This is a genomic window from Pseudomonas sp. BIGb0558, assembly GCF_024807515.1.
Taxonomy (GTDB): domain Bacteria; phylum Pseudomonadota; class Gammaproteobacteria; order Pseudomonadales; family Pseudomonadaceae; genus Aquipseudomonas; species Aquipseudomonas yamanorum_A.
The window spans coordinates 1-23,489 of the sequence record NZ_JANUEW010000054.1 but is presented as its reverse complement, the minus strand read 5'-3'; the positions used below and the strand labels follow the sequence as shown (position 1 = coordinate 23,489).

Here is a 23,489-nt window from a genome sequence, read left to right as displayed (position 1 = left end):
TGCCATCGCCGGCAAGCCAGCTCCTACAGGGATCGTGCCCGCTTTAGATTTTGATTTTGCTTCACCACACTCAAGCCGGCCTGTAGGCCGCTGTGCTCTTGCTTTTGATCTTGATTTTGATCTTAGGCGCCCCGTTAAACCACGCTGGCCGAACGCAGGTAGTACGGAGCGGGTAAACCGGCAGGACGCCGGTTTAGCCGCGACGGGGCAGGGACGCCCCGTCGCGGCGGCCCGCGGAGTAATGCCTGCGTTCGGGCACACCGAGCATTAGCGAGGTGCCGAGTGGTGGGGCAAGAGCCTTTTGGTTACTTTTGGGCTCTTTTCAAAAGTGACCCGCTGTAAGAGCGGAACCAATCGAAGCCATAACCGAAGGAATGGATATGTACACAACCCAAGGGACACACCCATGAGCCTCCTGCCTTACGCCTGGGCCAAATCCCAACGCATCCTCCTTCACCCAGGACCCCAGGGCCCCACGCTGACCATCTGCCCCTCAACCCCAGGCTGGTCCATCAGCGAAGTCCATCGCCAGTTCGGCCAAACCCCGCTCATCCAGGTGCGCGACGACGAACTCGACGGCCTCCTGGCCAACGCCTATGCCGACACCGGCAGCGCCGCCGCCGTCGTGGGTGCCGCCGAGAACGAGGTGGACCTCGACCGCCTCATGCAAGACATCCCCGAAATCACCGACCTGCTCGACACCCAGGACGGCGCCCCGGTGATCCGCATGATCAACGCCTTGCTCACCCAGGCCGCCCGCGACGAAGCCAGCGACATCCACATCGAACCCTACGAAACCCATTCCGTAGTGCGCTACCGCGTCGACGGCACCCTGCGTGACGTGGTGTCCCCGCGCAAAGCCCTCCACGGCGCTCTGGTCTCGCGCATCAAGATCATGGCCCAACTCGACATCGCCGAAAAACGCCTGCCCCAGGACGGCCGCATCGCCCTGCGCGTGGCCGGCCGCCCCATCGACATTCGCGTCTCCACCGTGCCCACCGGCCACGGCGAACGCGTGGTGATGCGCCTGTTGGACAAACAAGCCGGGCGCCTGCAACTGGAAACCCTCGGCATGGACCCCGACGTGCTCGCCAGGCTCGACAGCCTGATCCGCCAACCCCACGGCATCGTGCTGGTCACCGGCCCCACCGGCAGCGGCAAGACCACCAGCCTCTACGCCGCCCTGGCCCGGCTGGACGCCAGCACCAGCAACATCCTCACCGTCGAAGACCCGGTGGAATACGACCTGCCGGGCATCAGCCAGATCCAGGTCAACGCCAAGATCGACATGACCTTCGCCCTGGCCCTGCGGGCGATCCTGCGCCAGGACCCGGACATCATCATGATCGGCGAAATCCGCGACCTGGAGACCGCCCAGATCGCGGTGCAAGCCTCGCTCACCGGTCACCTGGTGCTCGCCACCCTGCACACCAACGACGCCGTCTCAGCCGTCAACCGCCTGATCGACATGGGCGTCGAACCGTTCCTGCTGGCGTCCTCCCTGCTCGGGGTATTGGCCCAGCGCCTGGTGCGCCGCCTCTGCCCGCACTGCAAGCAGGAAGACCCGGCAGCGCCCGGCACCTGGCGGCCTGTCGGGTGTGCGCAGTGCAACCAGATCGGCTACAGCGGCCGTACCGGCATCCACGAATTGTTCTGCATCGACGATGCGCTGCGTGGCCTGATCCACCAGGGCGCCGGCGAGCAGGACTTGAGGGCCGCCGCACGCCGGGCCGGCATGTTCAGCATGCGCGAAGACGGCGAGCGCTGGGTGCGCAGCGGCGCCACCGCCCCCGAAGAAATCCTGCGCGTAACACGGGACGCCTGATGAACCGATACCGCTACGACGCTGCCGACGCCAGTGGCAAGCTGGAGTCTGGCCACCTTGAAGCCGACAGCCAGAGCGGCGCCTTTGCCCACCTGCGCAGCCGTGGCCTGACGGCCTTGCGGGTGCAGGTCGAGAACAATCACCCGCAAGCCGGTGGCAGCCGGTTCGGTGCCAAGCTCTCGGACAACGACCTGGCGTGGGCCACCCGGCAATTGGCGAGCCTGCTCGGTGCGAGCCTGCCACTGGAAGCCGCGTTGAGCGCCACCGTGGAGCAAGCCGAGAAAAAACACATCGCCCAGACCTTGAGCGCGGTGCGCGCCGATGTGCGCAGCGGTATGCGCCTGGCCGATGCGCTGGCCGCGCGGCCACGGGATTTTCCGTCGATCTACCGGGCGCTGATCGCGGCAGGGGAGGAGTCCGGCGACCTGGCCCAAGTCATGGAGCGTTTGGCCGACTACATCGAGGAACGCAACAACCTGCGGGGCAAGATCCTCACGGCGTTTATCTATCCGGGGGTGGTGGGGCTGGTGTCCATCGGCATCGTGATTTTCCTGCTCAGCTACGTGGTGCCCCAGGTGGTCAGTGCGTTTTCCCAGGCGCGCCAGGACCTGCCGGGGCTGACGCTGGCGATGCTCAATGCCAGCGATTTTATCCGTGCCTGGGGCTGGCTGTGTTTTGCCGGGATCGTGGGCGGTTTCTGGAGTTGGCGCCTGTACCTGCGCAACCCCGTGGCGCGGTTGAACTGGCACAGCCGGGTGCTGCGCCTGCCGCTGATCGGGCGCTTTGTGCTGGGGCTCAATACCGCACGGTTTGCCTCGACCCTGGCGATTCTCGGCGGCGCCGGCGTGCCGTTGTTGCGCGCCCTGGAAGCGGCGCGCCAGACATTGTCCAACGACCGCCTGAGCCAGTGCGTCACCGACGCCACCGCCAAGGTTCGCGAAGGGGTCAACCTGGCCCCGGCGCTGGCGGTGGAAAAAGTCTTCCCGCCGGTGCTGATCCACCTGATCGCCAGTGGCGAAAAGACCGGCTCCCTGCCGCCGATGCTGGAGCGTGCGGCGCAAACCCTGTCCCGGGATATCGAGCGCCGGGCGATGGGCATGACCGCCTTGCTGGAACCCCTGATGATCGTGGTGATGGGCGCCGTGGTGCTGGTGATCGTGATGGCGGTGTTGCTGCCGATCATCGAAATCAACCAACTGGTCACCTAGTTGCTGACGAAACGCGGTCAAACAGGTGGGAGCTGGCTTGCCTGTGATAGCGGTGTTTCAGCCGCCCAGGATGCCAACTGACCCGCCGCCATCGCAGGCAAGCCAGCTCCCACATTTGAACCGCGTTTCTTCGATGCTGTTTTCTTGCGCCTGGCACGCGGGTCTCAACCTCGGGTTCCTCGTTCTGTCATTTCCCACCCCCCTCGACACGGCCCGTACTGCCTCCAGCCCGGTACCCAAAAATCCCGCTGAAACCTCGCTGTCACCTCACCCCAAACCGTTCAAAAGTGTGACCAAAACACCCGAGAATCTTTTTAAAAATCAAGCTGTTCCTCCCGAGGTTTTTTCCTTTTGCTGTCATCGGATGCTGCGAAATTTCATACCCATGGCCTCACCCCAGGTTACCCCCGGAATACAGCCCGGGACCGAAGCCATAGCGTCATCTACCCCAAACGTACAAACACGACGAAAGGAGCTTCTTCATGTTTAAGCGCAACGTTCTCGCGGTATCCATGACCCTCGCTGCACTGTGCTCGGCCCAGGCTGCAATGGCTGACGTCAACGGCGGCGGCGCCACCCTGCCACAACCGCTGTACCAGACTGCCGGCGTCCTGACTGCCGGTTTCGCGCCGTACATCGGTGTGGGCAGCGGCAACGGCAAGGCTGCCTTCCTGAACAACGACTACAGCAAGCTGGACGCCACCGTCACCGGCAAGAACGTGCACTGGGCCGGCAGCGATTCCAAGCTGTCTTCAACCGAGCTGAGCAACTACGTGACGGCCCATGGCACTGCCTGGGGCCCGCTGATCCAGGTGCCTTCGGTGGCCACTTCGGTGGCCATTCCGTTCAACAAGAGCGGTGTAGCAGGCAAGACCGTCAACCTCAGCGTCAACGACCTGTGCGGTGTGTTCTCGGGTCGCTTGACCACCTGGGACCTGATTGCTGACTCTGGCCGCACCGGCCCGATCACCGTCATTTACCGCAAGGAAAACAGCGGCACCACTGAACTGTTCACGCGCTTCCTGAACGCCAAGTGCAGCCCGGCCCTGGAAGGCGGCACCTTCGCCGTGACCCAGGCCTTCGGCAGCAGCTTCTCCGGCGGCTTGCCCGCTGGCGCACTCAACCCGTTGCAACAAGCCAACCCGGCCGGTGGCTTTTTCACCGACACCAGCGCCGGCGTCATGAGCACCCTGAATGCCGCTGAAGGTCGCGTCACGTACATGAGCCCGGATTACGCAGCAGCCACCCTGGCCGGTCTGGATGACGCCACCAAGGTTGCAACCGTTGCCGGTGTTTCGCCTGCTCCAGCCAACGTGTCGGCGGCCATCGGCGCTGTGGCGGTACCTGCCATCGCCAACCGTACCCTGCCAAACAACTGGGTCCCTGTGTTTGCTGCTACCACCAGCGCTACCGACCCAAGCGTCGTCGCCTACCCAAGCAGCGGTTACCCAATCCTGGGCTTCACCAACGTGGTGTTCAGCCAGTGCTACGCCGACGCTAACCAGACCTCCCAGGTCCGTACGTTCTTTACCCGTCACTACAACACCAGCGCGTTCAGCAGCAACGATGCGGCCATCCGCAACAACCGCTTCGTGCCACTGCCAACCACCTGGAAAACCGCGATCAACGACACCTTCCTCAATGCTGACAGCAACCTGAGCATCGGCAAGTCGAACATCTGCAACGGTATTGGTCGTCCGCTGTAACCCAAGCCTGCAACGACCCCGCACCACCGATCAGCAACGGCCTGTGCCGTTGCTGATTTTTTTTGCGTAACAGGCCCACATGAACTTTCGATGACAGAAGTTCGGTCCCGCCCCGCGCCAACCGCCTAACCCTCATACATGAGCGTGTCTTGCCCCCGGGCGATTACAAATAAGGAAGATTCCTGATGGTCCGCTGCAAACCACCGGTTAACCTGAATGCTCGGGCGCCACGTGCCCAGACAGTCCTGCGCCTCAAGCCGCTGGCCCAGGCGATTGCCTTGTTGATGGTGGCGGGCAATGCCCATGCCGCTTCGGCGGCGTTCAGTTCCGGCTGGTTTGCCGACAAGGGCGCCTCCCAGGCCGCCACGGCGGCGCGTCTCGGCACCGGGCAGGTGCCGGGGATTCCGGCGTTGAATCAACAGGCGAAGGTCAACCAGCAGCTGGCGCGTTCCATCAGCACGTTGAACAACAGCGTGGCGGCGATTGCCGCCCAGCAGGCAGCCCAGGCGGCGGGCCGGCAGGCGGCGCTTGGCCAGGTCTCGACCATTCCCGACGGCCTCGGTAAAGGCGGCCTGCAGGTCGACAACAGCCTGACCCAAGGCTGGGTCAATGCCAAAGGTCCGACCCAAAACCAATCCGGCGGCAAGACCACGGTGACCATCGAGCAGACCGCCGACAAAGCGATCCTCAACTGGGAAACCTTCAACGTCGGGCGCAACACCACCGTGGATTTCCAGCAGCAGTCCAACTGGGCCTTGCTCAACCGGGTCAACGATCCCAACGCACGCCCCAGCGAGATCCAGGGCCAGATCACCGGCGCCGGTACGGTGATGATCATGAACCGTAATGGCGTGGTCTTCAGCGGCACCAGCCAGGTCAACGTGCGCAACCTGGTGGCCGCCGCCGCCAACATCACCGATGACCAGTTCACCCAGCGCGGGATCTACGTCGATATCAATGGTTCACAGCCAACGTTTACCGACGCCGCAGGCAAGGTCGAGGTACAGCGTGGCGCGCTGATCCAGACCCACTCCCCGGCGCTTTCCACCGACTCCGGCGGCTACGCTTTGTTGTTGGGGGCTGAGGTCGAGAACGCCGGCACGATCATCACCGCCAAGGGCCAGACCACCCTGGCCGCCGGCGACAGCTTTTACATTCGCCGCGGCGTAGGCACCTCGGGCAACCAGGGTTCCACCACCCGCGGCAACGAAGTGGCCACCAGCCTCAAGCCGGGCAGCAGTGCGGGCAAGGTGAGCAACAGTGGGCTGATATTGGCCTCCACGGGCGACATCACCCTGACCGGGCACCAGGTGCAGCAAAACGGCGTGGCCCTGGCCAGCACCTCGGTGGATAACCGAGGCACCGTGCACCTGCTCAACTCGGTCACCGATACCACCGCCAGCGTGACCCTGGGGCAGGGCAGCACCACGGCAATCCTTCTCGACAGCACCGGCAACACCGCGCTTAACAGCCAGCGCGACAACGGCCTGATCAACCTCGACGGCCGTCCAGACGCGGTCAATATGGCCACCGGGCGCTTCAACAACCTGAGCACGGTCAGTGACCGTGTCGATCAGTCCCGGGTGGAGATCGTCAGCGGCGGCACCGTGGAGTTCAAGGACGGCTCGATCACCCTGGCCACCGGCGGTCAGGTGGCGGTCACGGCAGGCCAGCGTAGCCTGGTGCGTGACGGTGCGATGATCGATGTGTCCGGCGCGATTGGCGTCAAGGTGTCGATGGAATCCAACAACATCAAGATCAACGTCCAGGGTAACGAGCAGCGCGATGCGCCGGTCAACCGTGATGGCGGCCAGTTGATCAACAACGATGTGTGGGTTGACCTGCGTGAACTGGTGTTTGTGCCTGCGGGCGCCAATGGTTACGCCACCGATCGTTGGTACACCGCCGGTGGCCTGCTGGAGGTCGGCGGTTACCTCGGCACCCAAGGGCATACCGTCAGCGAGTGGATGGCCCAGGGTGGCACGCTGACGTTTACCGGCAAGGAAGTGGTGACTGAACAGGGCGCCCAGTTCAACCTGTCGGGCGGCACGATCGACGTGCAGGATGGCTACATCCGGCAAAGCTGGCTCAAGGGCCCGGATGGCCGCCTTTATGAACTATCGAAGGCACCGGGGGACATTCTCTACTCGGGTTTCTACAAGGGCTTTGAAGACACCAGCGCACGCTGGGGCCGCACCGACCATTACTACAACCCGCTGATTGCCGCGCAACAACGCTACGAGGCGGGTTACACCGTAGGCCGCGACGCGGGCAAGCTGGTGATCGGCACCGCCAGTGCGGTGCTCGAAGGCCGATTGATCAGCGACGTGTTCCAGGGGGATCGTCAGATCAACACCCCGACGCTCAACATGGATGGCTATGCGCAGTCGCAAAAGGCTGCCGCGCAACGCGCGCAACTGATCATCGGCGGCTACACGCCGGTGTTCAATAAAAGCACCGGCACTTTGCGCTACAACCTGAACCCGGTGACCGGCGAGATTCTGTTCGAGCCCGGCGCGCAAAAGATCGCCGATGGCCTGGACCTGGACGCGGCCTTGCCCGCTGACCGCCAGGGCAAGGTGATGCTTGACAGTGACCTGCTCAACGGCTTCGAACTGGGCGCGATCAAAGGCGCCGCGACGCAACAGATCACCGTCAACGGCGCGCTTAAAGTGGCCGATGGCGGCGACATCACCCTGTTTACGCCGCGGGTGGCGGTCAATGCCAACCTGACGGCGAACGGTGGCAGCCTCAACGCGGGCAACCTGCTTAACCAACCCGACAGGGATCGCAGCATGGCCGTCGGCGATGTGTACCTGCTGCCAACGGCGGGTACTCGGGCCTGGGTCAATGTGGCCGAAGGGGTCAAGCTGGACGCTTCCGGGCGCTGGAGCAACCTGGCGCAGGACGGCGTCAACAACGCCAGCGCGGCGTATCTGGACGGCGGCAAGGTGTCGCTGCGCAGCACCGGCGACCTGCAACTGGCGGCAGGCAGTGTGGTGGACGTGTCCTCCGGGGCCACCATTGGCCTGGACGGCAAGGTCATCGGTGGCAAAGGCGGCAGCGCGACCCTGGCGGCTCTGAACGCGCTTGAACTGGGCAGCGAGATTCGTGGTTACGGCGTCAACGGTGGCGGTACGCTGGCCGTGCAGGCGCGCAAGGTGCAGATCGGCGATAACGCCACGGCGCCGAGCGACGACACCCTGCACCTGGCAGGGGACTTCTTCAACAAGGGCTTCTCGGCGTACGACATCACCGGCAACGAGGGGCTGTTGGTCACTGACGGCACCCAGGTCGATGTGTCCATGCCGGTCTACCGCTTGGGCGAGCAGGCACTGTCTACCCCAAGCGGCAGCGACCCGACCACGGCGCTGGAACGCTGGGCGTCCCCGCTGTACCAGGAGGACGCCGTCAAAGGCGTGCTGACTCAACGCCGTGGCGCCAGCCTGAACCTCAATGCCGGTACCACGATCGCTTCAGGCGCGCTGGCCGCGACCACTGCCCTGACCGTCGGCAAAGGCGCGGTCATCAGCGTCGACCCCGGCCAGGGAATCAACCTGCGCAGCATCGGCCAATTGACCGTCGAGGGCGCGCTCAATGCCTGGGGCGGCACGGTGAGCCTCGCGGGTTTGAGCAACACCGACTCCACACAAGTCGAAGGCAACGGCCATGGCCGGTCGATCTGGATCGGCGAACAGGCGGTGATTGACGTGGCCTCCCGGGCCGTAACCGCTGTCGACAATCGTGGCGGGGTGTATGGCCAGGTACGCAATGGCGGCCAGATCAGCGTCGGTGGCGATATCGATCCGGTCACCGGCATAGCGAAGGCCAGCGACCTGTTTGTGGTGGTGCGTGAAGGTGCACGCCTGGATGCATCCGGCAGCCAGGCGCTGCTCGATCTGCCGGGCCAGGGCCGTACGCGGGTGGCCAGCAACGGCGGCAACATTGCTTTTGCTTCCAACAACGGTTTGTACCTGGACGGCAGTTTCGTCGCCAACGCCGGTGGCGCCGGAGCGGCCGGCGGGCGTCTGGCGCTGGCACTGGAGTCGCCGTACTACTTGAAGCTGCACGTCAAGGACCGGGTACTGCCGGTACGCGAACTGGTGCTCAACCAGCAGCATCAAACCAGCGCCTTGCCCGACACTGCAGAAGCGGCGGCAGACGCGTTGATCTACGGTCACGGCGCACTCGGCATCGACCAGATCCAGGCCGGTGGTTTTGACAACCTGACCTTGCTGGTGCGGGGGGCGTTGAATCTCGACGGCGATGCCTCGCTGCACATGGGGCAAAGCCTGCAGCTGTATTCAGGCGGTATTGGCCTGACCCGTAACGCGAACCCGACTTCGCAGATTAATCTCAGTGCGCCGCATGTACTCCTCAGTGGTTTGCTTGAGCCGGACAAACCCGGGATGGAAGCGTGGACCCGGGCGTACATCAGCGATACCTCGCCGACGTTTCGCAGCCAGGGCGCGTTGACTGTCAACAGCGATTTGCTGGACATCCGCGACCGCTTCGCCTTTGGCGCCGAGCAGGGCTTCGATCAGGTCCGGCTCAACAGCAGCGGCGATCTGCGTTTTCTCGCCGGCAGCGATGGCGGCAATACACCCAGTGGTTTCAGCACCGTCTTGAGCTCAGCGGGCGACATGACCCTGCGCGCCGCACGCATCTACCCGGGCTCCGAGATCAAGGCCCAGGTGCTGGTAGGCAGCCTTGGCAACAAGGGCAATCAACTGATCTTCGACCCGACTCGCACCCTGACGATCGAGAAGGTCGGCGATGATAACGGCGTGGCACCGGACTCGGTGTTCGGGCGCCTGCAACTGGGCGCTTACACCATCAGGCAGGGCGGGGTGTTGCGTGCGCCGCTGGGGTTGATCGAACTCGGCAACCTGGGCAGCAACAAGGTTGAACTGCTGCCCGGCAGCCTGACCTCGGTCAGCGCCAAGGGCCTGGTGTTGCCGTATGGCGGCACCGTGGATGGCCAGGTTTATCGCTACAACGGCAAGACCGTGGTCTTTACCGGACAGGGCGGGATCGGCGCTGCCAACGGTGGAGAGCTGTCGGTCGGAGTGATTCTGGGGGGCAAGTCGGTGGACGTATTGCCCGACGCCACGCTGGACCTGTCGGGTGGCGGCGAATTGCTGGGGGCCGGCTTTATTTCCGGGCGCGGCGGTTCTACCGATGCGCGCTTCAACCCGCTGGTGCAGTTCGGGGCCAACGGTGGTTTTACCTTGCCGGGGCTGAGCACCAACCCGGTCTATGCCATCGTGCCGGGCGTTCAATCAGGCTATGCGCCGGTGGCTGGCGAGGCCGGCGCGAGTACGCCGCTGTTGGGCCAGCAGATCACCATTGGTGCGGGCGTGCCGGGCTTGCCGGCAGGCACCTACACCTTGATGCCGTCCACCTACGCCCTGAAGCCGGGAGCTTTCCGGGTGGAGATCAACGGGCTCGCCGCCCAGGGCAGCGACGGCACAACCACGCTGATGCGCAACGGGTCGTGGTCGACGGCCGGGCAACTGTCGATCATCAACACCGGCATTCACAACAGCGTCAACAGCCAGGTGATCCTGACCTCGGCTGACACCTTGCGCCGCTACTCCCAGTACAACGAAACCAGCTACGCCCAGTTCGCCATTGCCGATGCCGCCAGGCTCGGTGTGCCACGGCCGATGCTGGAAGTGGACGCCAAGACCCTCAAGCTGGGGTTTAACGGCGGCGGGGGCAAAGAGACGTTCTCGTTCCAGGGCATTGGCAACTTTGAGGCCGCCAAAGGCGGGTACGGCGGCACCGTGGGGGTGATCAACCTGGGCGGTGACACTGCCGAGAGCCGGGATACCCAGATCGTTGATGCCGACAGCCCCCTGCCAGCCTACGAGGGCCTGACGCTGACCGCCCAAAGCCTGAATAATCTGGGCGCCAAACGCCTGATGATCGGCGGTTTGCCCCAAGTGGAATATGGCCGCAACGGCAACGTCATCATGTTTCCGTTTGGTTCCAACACCCCGGGGGCCGGGGTCATCCTGCGCAGCGGGGCAACCCTGTCGGCCCCGGAAGTGATCATGGTATCGGGCCGTGGCGACATCGTGGTTGAGCAGGGGGCCTCGATCAATACCCTGGGGCGCGGTGCGGCGATCTATGACGCGCGTGATGGTTTTGTCTACAAGGGGGTGCCGAGCATGCTGGCCGTGTCCAACGGCCTGCTCAATGTAATGCCTTACGTAAACCTCAACGGTGAGCCTACGGGCGGTATCAGGATCGGCGCGTGCCCGGGCGGCAATTGCTCGGGGCAGACCACGATCTATTCCGAGGGCAGTATTATCGCCGCGACCGACAAAGACCTGCAGCTGGACGACCAGGTGCGCTACGGCACTCGCCACCTGGCGCTGGCCCTGAGCAATATCAACGTCGGCAGCACGGCCGGGCTGGCCGATGCCGCTGCGCGCAATGTGTTGCCGTCAGGCCTGACGCTCAACCAGCAAGTGCTTGAGCGTTTGATGCGCGGCGACACCCAGTCGGGAGCTCCGGCGCTGGAAACCCTGCAACTGTCGGCCGGCCAGGCGTTCAATTTCTACGGCACCACCACCCTTGATACCTATGACTCGGTGACCGGCAAGTCGTTGCTGAGCAATCTGGTGCTGTCGACGCCGGCGATCTACGGTTCGGGGAATGCCGATGATGTGGCGAGCATTCACACCGCCAACCTGATCTGGCAAGGCGCCACAGGCGGGCCGGGCGCGGTCATTGCTGGCGGCGCCGGTAATGGCAGTGGGCGCCTGGATATCAACGCCGAACGTATCGAGTTCGGTTATGGGCCTTTTGCCCAGCGCGATACCAACACCGTCTTTGATCGCCTGGTACTGGGCTTTGCCAACGTCAACCTGAATGCCCGCGAGCGGATTACCGCCAACCACAAAGGCAGCCTGTCGGTGTATCAGCGCCAGGGCACGTATGACCCGGTCACCGGGTTTGCCTACAGCGGCGGCAACCTCAACATCGTGACGCCGCTGATGACCGGTGAAGGCGGCTCGCTGAACCGCATCACCGCGGGCGGCACGATTGATCTCGCAGGCGCTGCCGACACCCGTGGTGCAGTCGCAGGCTATGGCGGCGAGTTGTCGCTCAAAGGCCAGACCATTCGCTTGGCCACCGCAGTGGTACTGCCCAGCGGCAAGGTCACGCTGCAAGCCACTGACGATGTGGTGCTGACCGATGACGCGTTGATCGACGTGGCCGGTCGCGCGGTGGTGTTCAACGACATCACCCAATACGGCGCCGGCGGCGATGTGTTGCTCGACAGCCGCGACGGCAATATCCGGCAGGCGGCGGGCTCGACCATCGACCTGTCGGCCAGGTACAACCAGGGCGGCAGATTGCGCGCGGTGGCGGTGAATGCGGCCGGCGGCACAGTCGACCTGCAAGGCAAGATCCTGGGGGGCAGCAGCGGCTATTACAACGCGGGTGGCACCTATGTGCCGTATCTCGGCGGCATCCTGGAAATCCAGGCCCAGCGCCTGGGCGCCAGTGGCTCGCTGGATCAGCAGTTTGCCGCACTCAACCAGCGCCTGAACGAGGGGGGCGTGTTCGGCGCGCGCAGCTTCCAGCTCAAGCAGGGCGACCTGACCATCGGTGACGGCCTCAAGGCCAACACCATCAACGTCTCGGTCGACAACGGCAGCCTGCGCGTCAGCGGGCGGGTGGACGCCAGCGGTGAGCGCGTGGGCAGCATCAACCTGGCCGGCAAAAAAGGCCTGACCCTGGACGGCAGCGCGGTGCTGGATGCCCACGGCAGCCAAGTGCGGGTGGACAGTTACGGCAAGATCATCGACTCCCCGAACCGGGCGATGGTGGTACTGGGGTCCGGCACCGGGCAACTGACCCTGGCCGATGGCGCGACCATCGACCTGCGTCACGGCACCTCGGGCACGGCTGGCAATGACGGACGCAATCGCGGCACCCTGGAATTGAACGCACCGCGCATCGACAACAATGACATCGCCATTGATGCACGAGGCAACCTGACGATCAAAGGTGCGCGTGCGATCACCCTCAACGGCATGGCGACCTACGACGACGCGCCGCTGATGACCGACCCGACCGCAAGTGGCAGGCCGTATCAGGTCATTGATCAGGCGTATCTGGATGGCAAGCACGTATTGAGCACAGCCTTTATCAACGCCGCGCTGCAAAACACCAACCTGTTGAGCAACAAGTTGGCCGGTTTGAACAACGCCACTTACGCCGACGCGTTCCACCTGCGCCCGGGCGTGGAGATCATCAGCAAGACTCCGGACGGCGACCTGGTGGTGCAGGGCGATGTCGACCTGTCCGGTTACCGCTACGCCAGCCTCAACCCCAACACTCAGAAAACCTCGGTGTATGGCTCGGGCGAATCCGGCAGCCTGACCTTGCGCGCCGGCGGCGACCTGAACATCTATGGCAGCCTCAACGACGGCTTCTCGCCGCCACCGGACACCATGAATGACAAGGGCTGGCTGTTGCTGGCGGGCCGGGACTTCGCCGGCGGCGAGATCATCGTGCCAGGCAATGGTGTGGTCCTGGCCGATGGCACCACCTACATCGGCGGTTCGGTGCTGAACTACGATTTGCCGATCAAAGGCATGACCGTAGTGGCCGGTACCCGCCTGCCAACCCGGGCCACGCTGGCCCGGGACCTGACCTTGCCTGCGGGTACCGTGCTCGCGGCAGCAGTACTGGATGCGTCGGGTGCTGTGTTGCTGGCGGCCGGTACGCTGTTGAACCAGCCGTATACCCTGCAAGCCGGGGTGCAACTGGAAGCCGGCACCTTGCTGACCCAGGCCACCCAACTGCGAGCCATGACCTGGCCCAAAGGCGTGCCATTGCCTGGCTTGAGCGGGGCTGTGGACGGCGGCAAGAATGTCGTCACCCTGGATGGCAACATCGCCCTGGCGCGTGGCGCACTGATTCCGGTCGGCACCGACGTCAAGCTGGTGGGCGGGGTGGATTCGATCGAGTTGCGCCCTGAAGTGGCCGGGCGCCAGGGGCAACTCTGGGCCATTTCCCCGATGCTGGCCGAAGGGTCGCAATCCTGGTCATTGCGCCTGGTCGCGGGGGCTGACACCGAGGCTGCGGACAGTCGGCTGCTCAAGCCGGACCCGAGCAGCGGCACGCTGCGCCTGGCCGACAGTCACTACGGCATGTTCGCCAAGGAATTGCCGCCCAAAGGTGTGCTGGTGTGGACCGCTTTTGCGGTCCAGGACCTTGCCAATAACGGTGTAACAGTCAAGGAAGGTGACCCGGTCGATCAATCGATCCTTGATGAGTTTGGCCTGGGTTCGATTGCCGATTTCTGCGGCAATAGCCCGGAATACTGTTCGGCCAAAGCGGCCTTTGCCTGGAGCCAGCAGGCGGCCGATGAACTCGCTGGCCAAGGCATCATTGTTCAACCCGGAAGTGCGATGGATGACGCCTGGATGCTGGAGATGACGGGCCAGACCGTGGCGGAATTCTGCCAGAGCACACCGTCGTACTGTGTGGCCTCGGGCGGCAAGGAATACGCGCCGACCCCATCCAACTCGCTGTTCAGCGTGGTTCGCACCGGCACCGGTGACCTGCAATTGCTGAGCGCGGGCAACCTGAGTGTGAACTCGACGTACGGTGTGTACACGGCCGGCACCTCGTCCACCACCACTGAGGCGGGTGACCCGTTCAACCAGCCGCGGGCCCTGGCGGGCGGCAGCACGGTGCTCAAGGATCCCGACAGCTACTTCGAACAGTTCGTCAACGGGGGCAGCCAGAGCCTGTACCGCGCCTGGTACCCGCAAGCGGGCGGGAACCTGACGCTGAACGTCGGTGGCGACCTGACGGGCCACGTGGATGCCGGTGGCCTCTCAACCCCTTCGCGCCCCAACCCCTACGATGGGGGCAGCAACACGGCCGATATCGGCAACTGGTTGTGGCGCCAGGGCAGTGGCGAGTTTGCAACCGGCGGCCAGGCCCAGCCCACGGCGTGGTGGATCAACTTTGGCACCTACACCAACATCGTCGCTGACAACCTGATTGGCTTCACCGGTTTCGGCACCTTGGGGGGCGGTGACCTGGATGTAAACGTGGGCGGCGATGCGGGCACGTTGAAAATCCCGAATTTCGTTGGGGATGTCACCAACAAACGTACCCAGGGCCTGGTGCTGGCAGTCGGCAGCACCGGCCGGGTAAGCAGCGACGGCAGCCTGCAACTGACCGGTGGCGGCGACATGCGGGTGCGCGTGCGAGGTGCGCTCAACCCTGTCGCCATTATGGAAACCAGCGGCAATCGCGATGGTGTGCTGGTCAATACTCGCGGCAACGTGCAAGTGCAGGCCGCCAGCATCGGGCGCATCGACTTGCGCTACGGCACCGGCACCCAGGTGCCGGGTGAGGTTCGCGCGCTGGAGCCCGAGCGGGCCAGCCGCAGTACGCCGCAGGGTGGGCTGACGCTGGTGGCGGGCGACTCCACGTTCAGCTTGCATACCTTGGGCGACCTGGTGGTGCAGACGGTTGAAGATGCGGGGCGTGCGCAGCAGTACAACCGCTCGGCCTTCAGCCGTGACGGCGTAAATGGCGGCTCCAGTAGTTGGTTCACCTTGTGGACCCCCAATACCGCCATTGACCTGTATACCGAAGGCGGCAATCTGACGCCTTTTGTTATCGCACCGACCTACACGGACCTGGCGGTGGTCTATCCGTCGATCGTCAGGGCGACCGCGGCCAGTGGCAGCCTTTACTACGGCAAGGCCGCCACGTTCCGTGATACGCCTATCTACAGCTACCCGCTGCTGCTGGCCCCTGGCAAAAACGGGCAACTGCAATTTCTGGCGCAAGACTCGATCTACGCCGGTGGTTTTAGTGTCACTCAATCCGGTTCGGCGCCGAGCAGTATGGCTACCCCGTGGAATCCGGCAATTGCCGCCACCCTGGGCGCGAGCAACTACGGCAACACCTCCAGCACGGGCAACTACAACACCTACGGCAATCAGGGAATGTCGTTGTTCGCTTTTGGCCCGGGCACAGCCTCTGAGCCGTTGAGCAACACCGCAGATCCTTCACGTTTCTACGCCCTGACCGGGGATCTGGTTGGCGTCAGCAGCGGCCGGATCATCGGCTACAACAACATCAACGTGCCGCATGCCGGCGAGACCTGGTACGAAGGCAGCCGGCCGGTATGGATGATGGCCGGGCGCGATATCGTCAGCAGCGGTGCCAACCCCAATGACAATGGCGAGATTGTTCCGGGCGTGCTCGCCTCGGGCAATCTGTTCGTTCACAACAACGCCACCGATATCTCCATCGTTTCCGCCGGGCGCGACATTCTCTACAGCAGCTTCAACATTGCAGGCCCTGGCGCGCTGGAGATCACTGCCGGGCGCAATATCGTGATGGACGACAAGGTCAGCGTGACCAGTCTCGGCCCGATCATTGCCGGCGACTTGCGTCCAGGTGCAAGCATCGTCATGCAGGCCGGTGCAGGCGCCAACGGCGGCGATTACCAGCGCTTTGTGGCGGCTTACCTCAACGCGGCCAACCAGATTGCGTCGGGCGAACCGTTGTCGGCCTCGGGCGGCAAAGTGGCCAAGACCTACGAAAACGAACTGGTGGCGTGGCTGGCTGAGCGCTTCGGTTTTGCCGGTGACAGCGAGCAGGCCGTGGCTTACTTCATGCAATTGCCTGCCGAGCAGCAACGAGTGTTTGCCCGTGAGGTGTACTTTGCCGAACTGGAGGCGGGCGGGCGCGAGTACAACGAGGTCGGCGGTGTACGCCAAGGCAGTTATGCCCGTGGCCGGGCAGCGATTGCGGCGCTGTTCCCGGAGAAGGACGTGGCGGGCAACACGCTTACCTACCAGGGCGATATCCGCCTGTTTGGCGGGGCAGGTGTGCACACCAACTTCGGCGGCTCGATCCAGATGCTCACCCCCGGCGGCAGCCAGACCTTCGGTATCGAAGGCGTGGCACCACCGGCCTCGGCGGGTGTGATAACCCAGGGCACGGGCAACATTCAGCTGTACTCCCTGGGCAGCATCCTGTTGGGCCAGAGTCGCATCATGACCACCTTTGGCGGCTCGATTCTGGGCTGGTCCGGCGAGGGCGACATCAACGCCGGTCGCGGTTCCAAGACCACCGTGGTGTACACGCCGCCCAAGCGGGTCTATGACAACTGGGGCAACGTGACGTTGTCGCCAGCGGTGCCGAGCACCGGTGCGGGGATCGCGACGTTGAACCCGATCCCGGAAGTACCGGCCGGCGACATCGACCTGATCGCGCCACTGGGCACCATCGATGCGGGCGAGGCGGGGATTCGTGTCTCCGGCAACATCAACATTGCCGCCTTGCGGGTGGTCAACGCCGCCAACATCCAGACCCAGGGCAAGTCGTCCGGGGTGCCGGTATCGGCGGCGGTGAACACCGGGGCCATGAGCTCGGCGAGCGCGGCCGGCGCAGCGGCGTCCCAGGCGGCCGAAGACGCGGCGCGCAGCCAGCAGGCGGCGGCCAAACAGGGCCGGGCGTCGATTGTCACGGTGGAAGTGTTGAGCTTTGGCAGTGAGCCGGTGGAACGCAAGCCCCAGGATCAGCAGAAGACCTCGGGCTACAACCCCAACAGCCCGGTGCAGGTACTCGGCGCCGGGCCGTTGAGTGACCAGGCGCGGGCGCAGTTGACGGATGAGGAGCGCCAGCAGATCAGTTTGTAGTGTGCAGAAAAGGACCTCTCGTTGTATTTGGGGCGATCATTGATCGCCCCTTTTTTGTCTTCAGGGTTGGTCCTTGATGGTTTCGAACGCTTTCACACGTTTGACCAGGCTTTTCTTCTGGGCCGAGTCGGCGCTGTTGAACAGGAATGAAAAGTCCGAGGCCAGGGTCGAGCTGCCGGCGATGGTCGCGTACTGGTGGCAGGCGTTGCAGTTATCGCCCTGCACATAGGTTTCCAGGGTGGTGTTGGCCACCGGCACATTGCCCTGGCTGATAAACGGCCCGTAGGACAGCGGCACCGCCGCACTGACACCCGGTTCCGGCTGGACGGGCGGGTTGGGGGTGAGGGTCCAGAGCACGTTGATCAGTTTGTAGTACTGGAACACCGATTTGCCCTGGCTCTGCTGGGCGAAGTTGGCCTGCACTGCGCCGTTCAGGGCTTGCAGTTCAGTGGGCAACGGATGTTCCCGGGTGGTTTGCACCGGTTGGTCCCGTGGGTACGGCTCGGTGCAGTCGCGGTCGGGATGATGCTGTTTGCACTGGATACGCGCCACGTTCGGCTTGCATTCGGGGCCGGTGCCGCAGTTGGGGTTGTTGAAGGCAAAGCTGTCGGGCGGTGTCTGCTGTGGCGGCACCTGGTTGGGTTCCGGCACGTTGTCCACCTGTTCGAAAGTAGTCCAGATGAAGTTGGGCGAGGCTTGGGTCTTGTTGATGATATGCAGGCCCACCAGGCCCACCACTTGCTGGGTGCACTGCAAGGTGGCCGGGTTTTTCAGCCAGGCGACGGTGGTCAGGTAGCGTCCGTAGAGTTCGGGCTTGCCGGTGAGAATGCGCCACGCGGCCTTGAGCTCCAGCGCCCCGAGTTGTTCCTGTGGCACCGGGGTCGGCGGCAGTGAGCGCATCGGTTCGCCAATGGGCAAGGACAGCCCGCCTGGGTTCTGGTTGTCGAGGTTCTGCGCCACCTTCAACTGATTGGCGGCGTCGTACAGTCCTTTGCTGACGATGTAATCAAACTCGGCCTTGCCGACCTTGCGTTCAAAGAACACCAGTTGGCCCGCCTGATCCGTCAGCCAGCCGCCGGAGGCTTCCATGATCGGGTCGGGAATCGTCGCCAGGGTGCCGCTGGACAAGTGGAAACCGTGGCGGGCGTTGATCGCGCTTTCCGAGGTGGCAGTCATGAACTTGCGCGCCCCCACCGACATCGCCTTGAGGCTGCCCTGGGTGCTGCAATTGGACGGCACCAGGGTTTGCACGCCCCAGCCCGAGGGCACAGGCGCACCCGGCAGGAAGATATCGTTGGCGTCCTTGTAGCTGGCCCATACCGGCGCCACCGTCATCGGTTGCCCGGCGGTGGTCGGCACGCCGAACTGCGCCAGGCTGCTGTTCATGTCCGGTTCGCCCGCCAGGGCGGCGGTGGTCGGCCAGCCGGGGTTCACCGGCCAGTTCAGGGCAATGAACAGCTGCCAGCCAAAGCAGTTCATGAAGCTCTGGCCGGTGGCGTTGAAGTTGTTGACCGGCAGGAAGCCGCCGCTGGCCGGGTTGAACACCAACTGCTGCTGCACGCAGGCGTCTGCATCGGATTGGGGTGTTGCATAGGCTGACTGCAGCGCAAACAGGCTCAGCACCACACTGGCCAGCCGCGATAAAACACTCAAGCGTAACCTGGACATCATCGCGCTCCTTGCATGAAGGTAAACCTGTGGGGAGGCAGCAAGCTGCCTCCCCACAAGGACGGTGGAGCGTTCAGATCAGGCGCCAGGCACCAGCGCCAACCCGGATTCCCATGGGTGCTCCGTCGCGCTGGGGTTATCGGCTTCGCCCGGGTTGAGCGCGCGCACCGTCACCAGCCCCGGTGCGGCGGTGGGGCTCACAGTGATGGTCAGCAGGTAGCCCTGGGTGCCGCCGGAGTTGGTCTGCCCGGGGATGGCCGAGGCGTCGGGCAGGAACTTCGTGACCACCGCCGTGACGCCGGGATTGGAAAACTGCACCCGCGCCGTCTCGGCGGTGGTCTTGAGGTCGGCGCCTTGCACCACCAGGGCAAACTGCCCGCTGGTACCGGGAGCCAGCCACGCTGGCAGGTCGGTGGGCGACTGCCCGTAGAACAGATCCAGCGGCAGCAGTTGTACCGGCCAGGGTTGCACACCGTTGACCCGATCCGTCACGCACGGGCAAGAATCCGGTGTCGGACTGATGGGCGTGGTGGTCACGCTCAGCCCCACCAGCAATTGCTGGGCAATCACCCACACGTAGTCGATGGACTGGCCGCTGATGGTGATGTCGTTGATCGAGAACCCGGCGCTGACCGGCACCTCGAACACCGCCTGCAGGATCTGGTCGGAGCCGTTGGCGGCGGATTTGGCGGTGCCTCGGGTAATTTTCCAGTACTGGCTGACGTCCTGGCCTTGTGGACCTTTCCACGCCGAGAAGTCGGTGGGTTGCTGCAGGTACAGGCCGATGGGGTTGGTCAGGGACAGCCGGTTATTCACCGCCACGCTGTTGGCCGAAAAACCGATATGCGGGTCGGAGTTGCGGTAGTTCTGCCCGTACTGCGCGCAGCAGATCAGCGCCTGGGAGTTCTGGCTGCTGCTCAGCGGCCGCAGGATGGTGGCCGCGGCCGCCAGGTACACCTCGGCGCTCAGGGTGTTGGGGCCGGAGGTCAGGTGCATCGCGCCGCCATATTGGCCGGGCACGCAGGCGGTGCCGGCGTTCCATTTGTTCACCGTGTCATAGGCTGGCTGGCCGGTGGTGGGGTCCATCACCGGGTCGCCCTTGTTGCCGGTCGGGCAGTCGGCGGTGTAGCGCAAGTACAGGTCCTCGAGTTGCACCTGCGGGTCGATGTAGTCCCGATACAGGCCCAGTACCGCGTTCGGGTCGATGCGCCACATGGCGAGGAAATACGCCGGGTTTTCGCAGGTAAAGGTGATCTTGCGCATGTTCCGGGTACCGGGGTCGCGCACGATCGACCACTCGCAGTATTCGTCCAGCCAGCCGCGTGGGCCCGAGGGCGAGAAATCCTTGTACTTGCCTTGCCAGTCAATGCTCGGGCAGCGGGTCACGGGCAATTGCAGCAGGGTGCCTTGCTTGTTCGGATCGTAGAGCGTGTACGGGGTGTTGTTGAGGGTGATCTGGCCGTTGTCGGTCAGCTCCATCACCTGCTGCAACGTCATGGCCTTGCCGCCCAGCTGCGGAATCACCGCGGTGCCATTGTTGTAGAAGAACGTCCACAGCCGGTTGGGGAAGGGCGCCCAGGTGATCGCCGGTGGCGTGGTGGGGCCGTAGCCCTCCACCAGCGGATTGTAATAGCCCGAACGCGGCGCGTCATTGAGGCCCGACCACGGGTTGCCGATGATCGCGGACTGGGTCCAGCCGGTGAGGTCGTTGTTCCAGTCGGTTTCAAACTGCGGCAGTTGGTCTTCCAGGCCCAGTTTGTTGTAGTCCTTGGGCGCTTGCCCGGCGGGCGAGGTGAACTGTTTGAAGGGTGTGCTCATGTCGGTTCTCCAGGTGTTGTGGTGGTGGAAGCGGAGCAGCAACCGGCACTCGGAGGAGGGCCGGCGAAGGTTTGGCGCGGGTCGTCCCACACCAGTTGGGCGATAAAGCCAGGCAGCGGCGCGTACTCTTCAGGCGTCAATACCCGGCCGCTATCGGGATGGGTGACCACCACGGACAACTGCGTCGTGTCCGTGGGGCCGAGGTTCAGTGCCCTGGTGTTGCGCGCCGCATTCAGGGCGCGAGACACGCCGTGAGTGATGCAGCGGCCCTTGTCATCCACCAGGCCCATGCCGATGCGGCTGAAGCGCCCGACATAGTGCGGATTGTCGGCGCTCACCTGCTGCGGCGTGGCGTCGGGCTGGTTGAGGAAGACGTCGATCAGGTAAGTGTCGTGGGTGCAGCGCACGTGGTCGAACACCACCCACGGCCCCAGGCCTGCGGCGTGTTCCGTGGCCTGCGCGGGCGTCGAACTGCGCTGGCAACACGCCTTTGCAGCAGGATGGCGGGTACCGAAGGGCGGGGCAACGGGTGCGCCGTAGTCGTAGCCGATATGCCGACTGTCCTGGGCCATGTCCCCCAACGTGGTGTAGCGCCAGGCGTCGGCACTGGTGAACGTGACGGTGCTGGCCTCGCTGCCGGAAAAGGGCTGGAGCAGGCACTGGGTGGTGTATTGCGCGGCCGGGTGGGCACGGATCCAGACCTCGAGCATCCGGTCGATATTGGCGTGGTAGGAGCTGAACACCGGGTCGAACGCGGTGTAGGCGTTGTCGGCCATGTCGCCGCCGATCCAGCCGTGATAGTTGTCATGGGGTTGCTCGTACAGCCCATCGAAATTCAGCGCGCGGTTGGGGTACAGGTAGTCTTCCTGGGGCGGATCAAACACCGGGATATTCGCCCACGGATAACCCGGCACGCCCTGGGGCTGGCTGAAGCTGGTGAACGTCAGGGCGTCCACCACCTGCTGCTGGAAAATCCGGCTCATGCCGTACAGCCGGGTGCGTTCGAAACGCATCGTCTCGCCCTGGGTGTAGAACAGCGGGTTGCGTTGCACGAAACGGCAATCCACCCCCGTCACCGGGGCCTTTTCACAGACCTTCGAGCAGCCGTCCTTGGCGGCGGCGTAGCGCAGCGGATTAGGCCGTACCTCACCGGTATGCGGGTGCACGTAGGTTTCATCGAGAAACGCCTGGGGCAGACCGGCCTGTGGGCTGCCGTCGACACTGGCGTCTTCGGCCATCCAGTCCCAGTAGGGAATCGGGCAGTCGATCAGGGCTTCCAGGTACAGCAGATAGGCGCGATGCCACAGGGCAAACGCTTCCTGGTAATGCAGGCACCAGTTGGTGTGGATATAGGCGTAGCGCTGCCACGGTGAGCCGCTGTCGGCATTGGCCACCTGCATCACATCGTCCAGGCGCGAGCGGTACAGGTTCAGTTGTTCCAGGCTCAGGGCGCGAATGTCCTGGCGCACCCGTTTGACCGGGTGGGGCAGGTCGGGCGGGGGAATGCGTTCGGCTTCATCGAAGGGTGAGCTTGGGGTGAGGCGCCAGCCCTGGTTGACCCATAGCCTGAAGGTTTCCAGCGCATCGATGGGCCAGAACTGCTGCTGGTCGAGGGTCAGCGGCATGCTGCGCGAGGCCAGGTGCTGGTAGATGGTTTCGGACCAGGTCTTGACCGAGGCGGGGTCTTCGAGGAACACGAAGTAGGCGTTCATGCAGCCTACCCAGGAGGCGACGACGGCGGGGCGTTGGTCTTGGGGGATCCAGTAGGGGGCGTTGAAGAGGCCGTGGATATCCGTGGCCCATGTCGGTTTCGCGACTATCATAAGATCCCTCTCATGCTGCCCGATGCCTGATTTGGCTGGGCTGCTAAGCTGGATTGATGTTAGTGCGCCGCTGCGCAGGATTTGTGCAAATTGGCGGGTGTTTACGGTGGATTCATTGCAGTTTTTTCAAGGAAGATATGGAAAAAATGACAGATGCCATGGATTTGAAGATTCTGGGGAAGTTGCAAAGGGATTGCTGCCAGAGTCTGGAGTTGTTGAGTGACAGTGTGGGGCTGTCTTCGACCAGTTGTTACCGGCGTATCAGGCGGTTGGAGAGTGTCGGGATTATCAAGGCGAAAGTGGCGGTGCTGGATGAGCGAAAGCTTGGGATTCAGGTGACGGCGTTCTTTTTGATCAAGCTTGATAGGGACAGCAACGATATTGACCGCAAGATGCAGCATATCCTGGCGAGTCACCCGGAGATTCAGGACTGCTATCTGCTGACCGGGGAGTTTGATTTTGTGATGGTGGCGAAGTTTCGGGATGCCACTGAGTACACTGAATATATATATCGGTTTTTAGATATTTACCGGGATATTCCGATTCGTACTTATTCGTCTACGTTGGTGGTGCGGACGGTCAAGAAGTCTTATGAGTTGCCGTTGCCTTTGTCGTTGCTGTGATTGGGGGGTATATCCGTTATTCAGGTAACGGCGGCTTATGGTTTCGCTCTTACAGCGACTCACTTTGGAAAAGCCCCAAAGTAAGCAAAGGGCTCTGCCCCGCCTGTCGGCACCTCG

The 23,489-nt window shown here is 63.6% G+C and carries 8 protein-coding genes; 5 read left to right on the top strand and 3 right to left on the bottom strand.

Annotated elements, in window-relative coordinates; all coding sequences use genetic code 11:
• The first annotated feature begins 406 nt into the window (after positions 1 to 406).
• The 4 genes from gspE to M2400_RS31160 all read left to right on the top strand — a co-directional run bounded on the left by gspE (position 407) and on the right by M2400_RS31160 (position 17,440).
• The gene (gspE, locus tag M2400_RS31175; protein ID WP_177115675.1) at positions 407 to 1,825 is read left to right on the top strand and encodes a type II secretion system ATPase GspE; all 1,419 of its coding nucleotides are present in this window, start codon (positions 407 to 409) and stop codon (positions 1,823 to 1,825) included.
• Positions 1,825 to 3,033: a type II secretion system inner membrane protein GspF gene (gene gspF, locus M2400_RS31170; RefSeq protein ID WP_177048809.1), complete on the top strand. Its 1,209-nt coding sequence runs from the start codon at positions 1,825 to 1,827 to the stop codon at positions 3,031 to 3,033. The genes gspE and gspF overlap by 1 nt, the downstream gene beginning before the upstream one ends.
• Positions 3,034 to 3,515: 482 nt before the next feature.
• Positions 3,516 to 4,739 (top strand): substrate-binding domain-containing protein, encoded by a 1,224-nt coding sequence (locus M2400_RS31165; protein WP_177048808.1) that lies wholly within the window; start codon positions 3,516 to 3,518, stop codon positions 4,737 to 4,739.
• Between the two features lie 185 nt (positions 4,740 to 4,924).
• The gene (locus M2400_RS31160; RefSeq protein WP_259201112.1) at positions 4,925 to 17,440 is read left to right on the top strand and encodes a filamentous hemagglutinin family protein; all 12,516 of its coding nucleotides are present in this window, start codon (positions 4,925 to 4,927) and stop codon (positions 17,438 to 17,440) included.
• 60 nt (positions 17,441 to 17,500) lie between these two features.
• Here the strand turns inward: M2400_RS31160 and M2400_RS31155 are convergent, their stop codons facing one another.
• From M2400_RS31155 to M2400_RS31145, 3 genes are all read right to left on the bottom strand, one after another.
• On the bottom strand, positions 17,501 to 19,108 hold the full coding sequence (locus tag M2400_RS31155; protein ID WP_259201114.1) for a hypothetical protein: 1,608 nt from the start codon (positions 19,106 to 19,108) through the stop codon (positions 17,501 to 17,503).
• A gap of 78 nt (positions 19,109 to 19,186) precedes the next feature.
• Positions 19,187 to 20,926 (bottom strand): hypothetical protein, encoded by a 1,740-nt coding sequence (locus M2400_RS31150; RefSeq protein ID WP_259201116.1) that lies wholly within the window; start codon positions 20,924 to 20,926, stop codon positions 19,187 to 19,189.
• Entirely contained in the window at positions 20,923 to 22,749 is a 1,827-nt protein-coding gene (locus M2400_RS31145; protein WP_259201117.1) for a tyrosinase family protein, read from the bottom strand. The genes M2400_RS31150 and M2400_RS31145 overlap by 4 nt, the downstream gene beginning before the upstream one ends.
• Before the next feature lie 137 nt (positions 22,750 to 22,886).
• On the opposite strand from M2400_RS31145, the gene M2400_RS31140 reads away from it, so the two are divergent.
• Positions 22,887 to 23,372: an Lrp/AsnC family transcriptional regulator gene (locus M2400_RS31140; RefSeq protein WP_177079437.1), complete on the top strand. Its 486-nt coding sequence runs from the start codon at positions 22,887 to 22,889 to the stop codon at positions 23,370 to 23,372.
• The last annotated feature ends 117 nt before the right edge of the window (positions 23,373 to 23,489 follow it).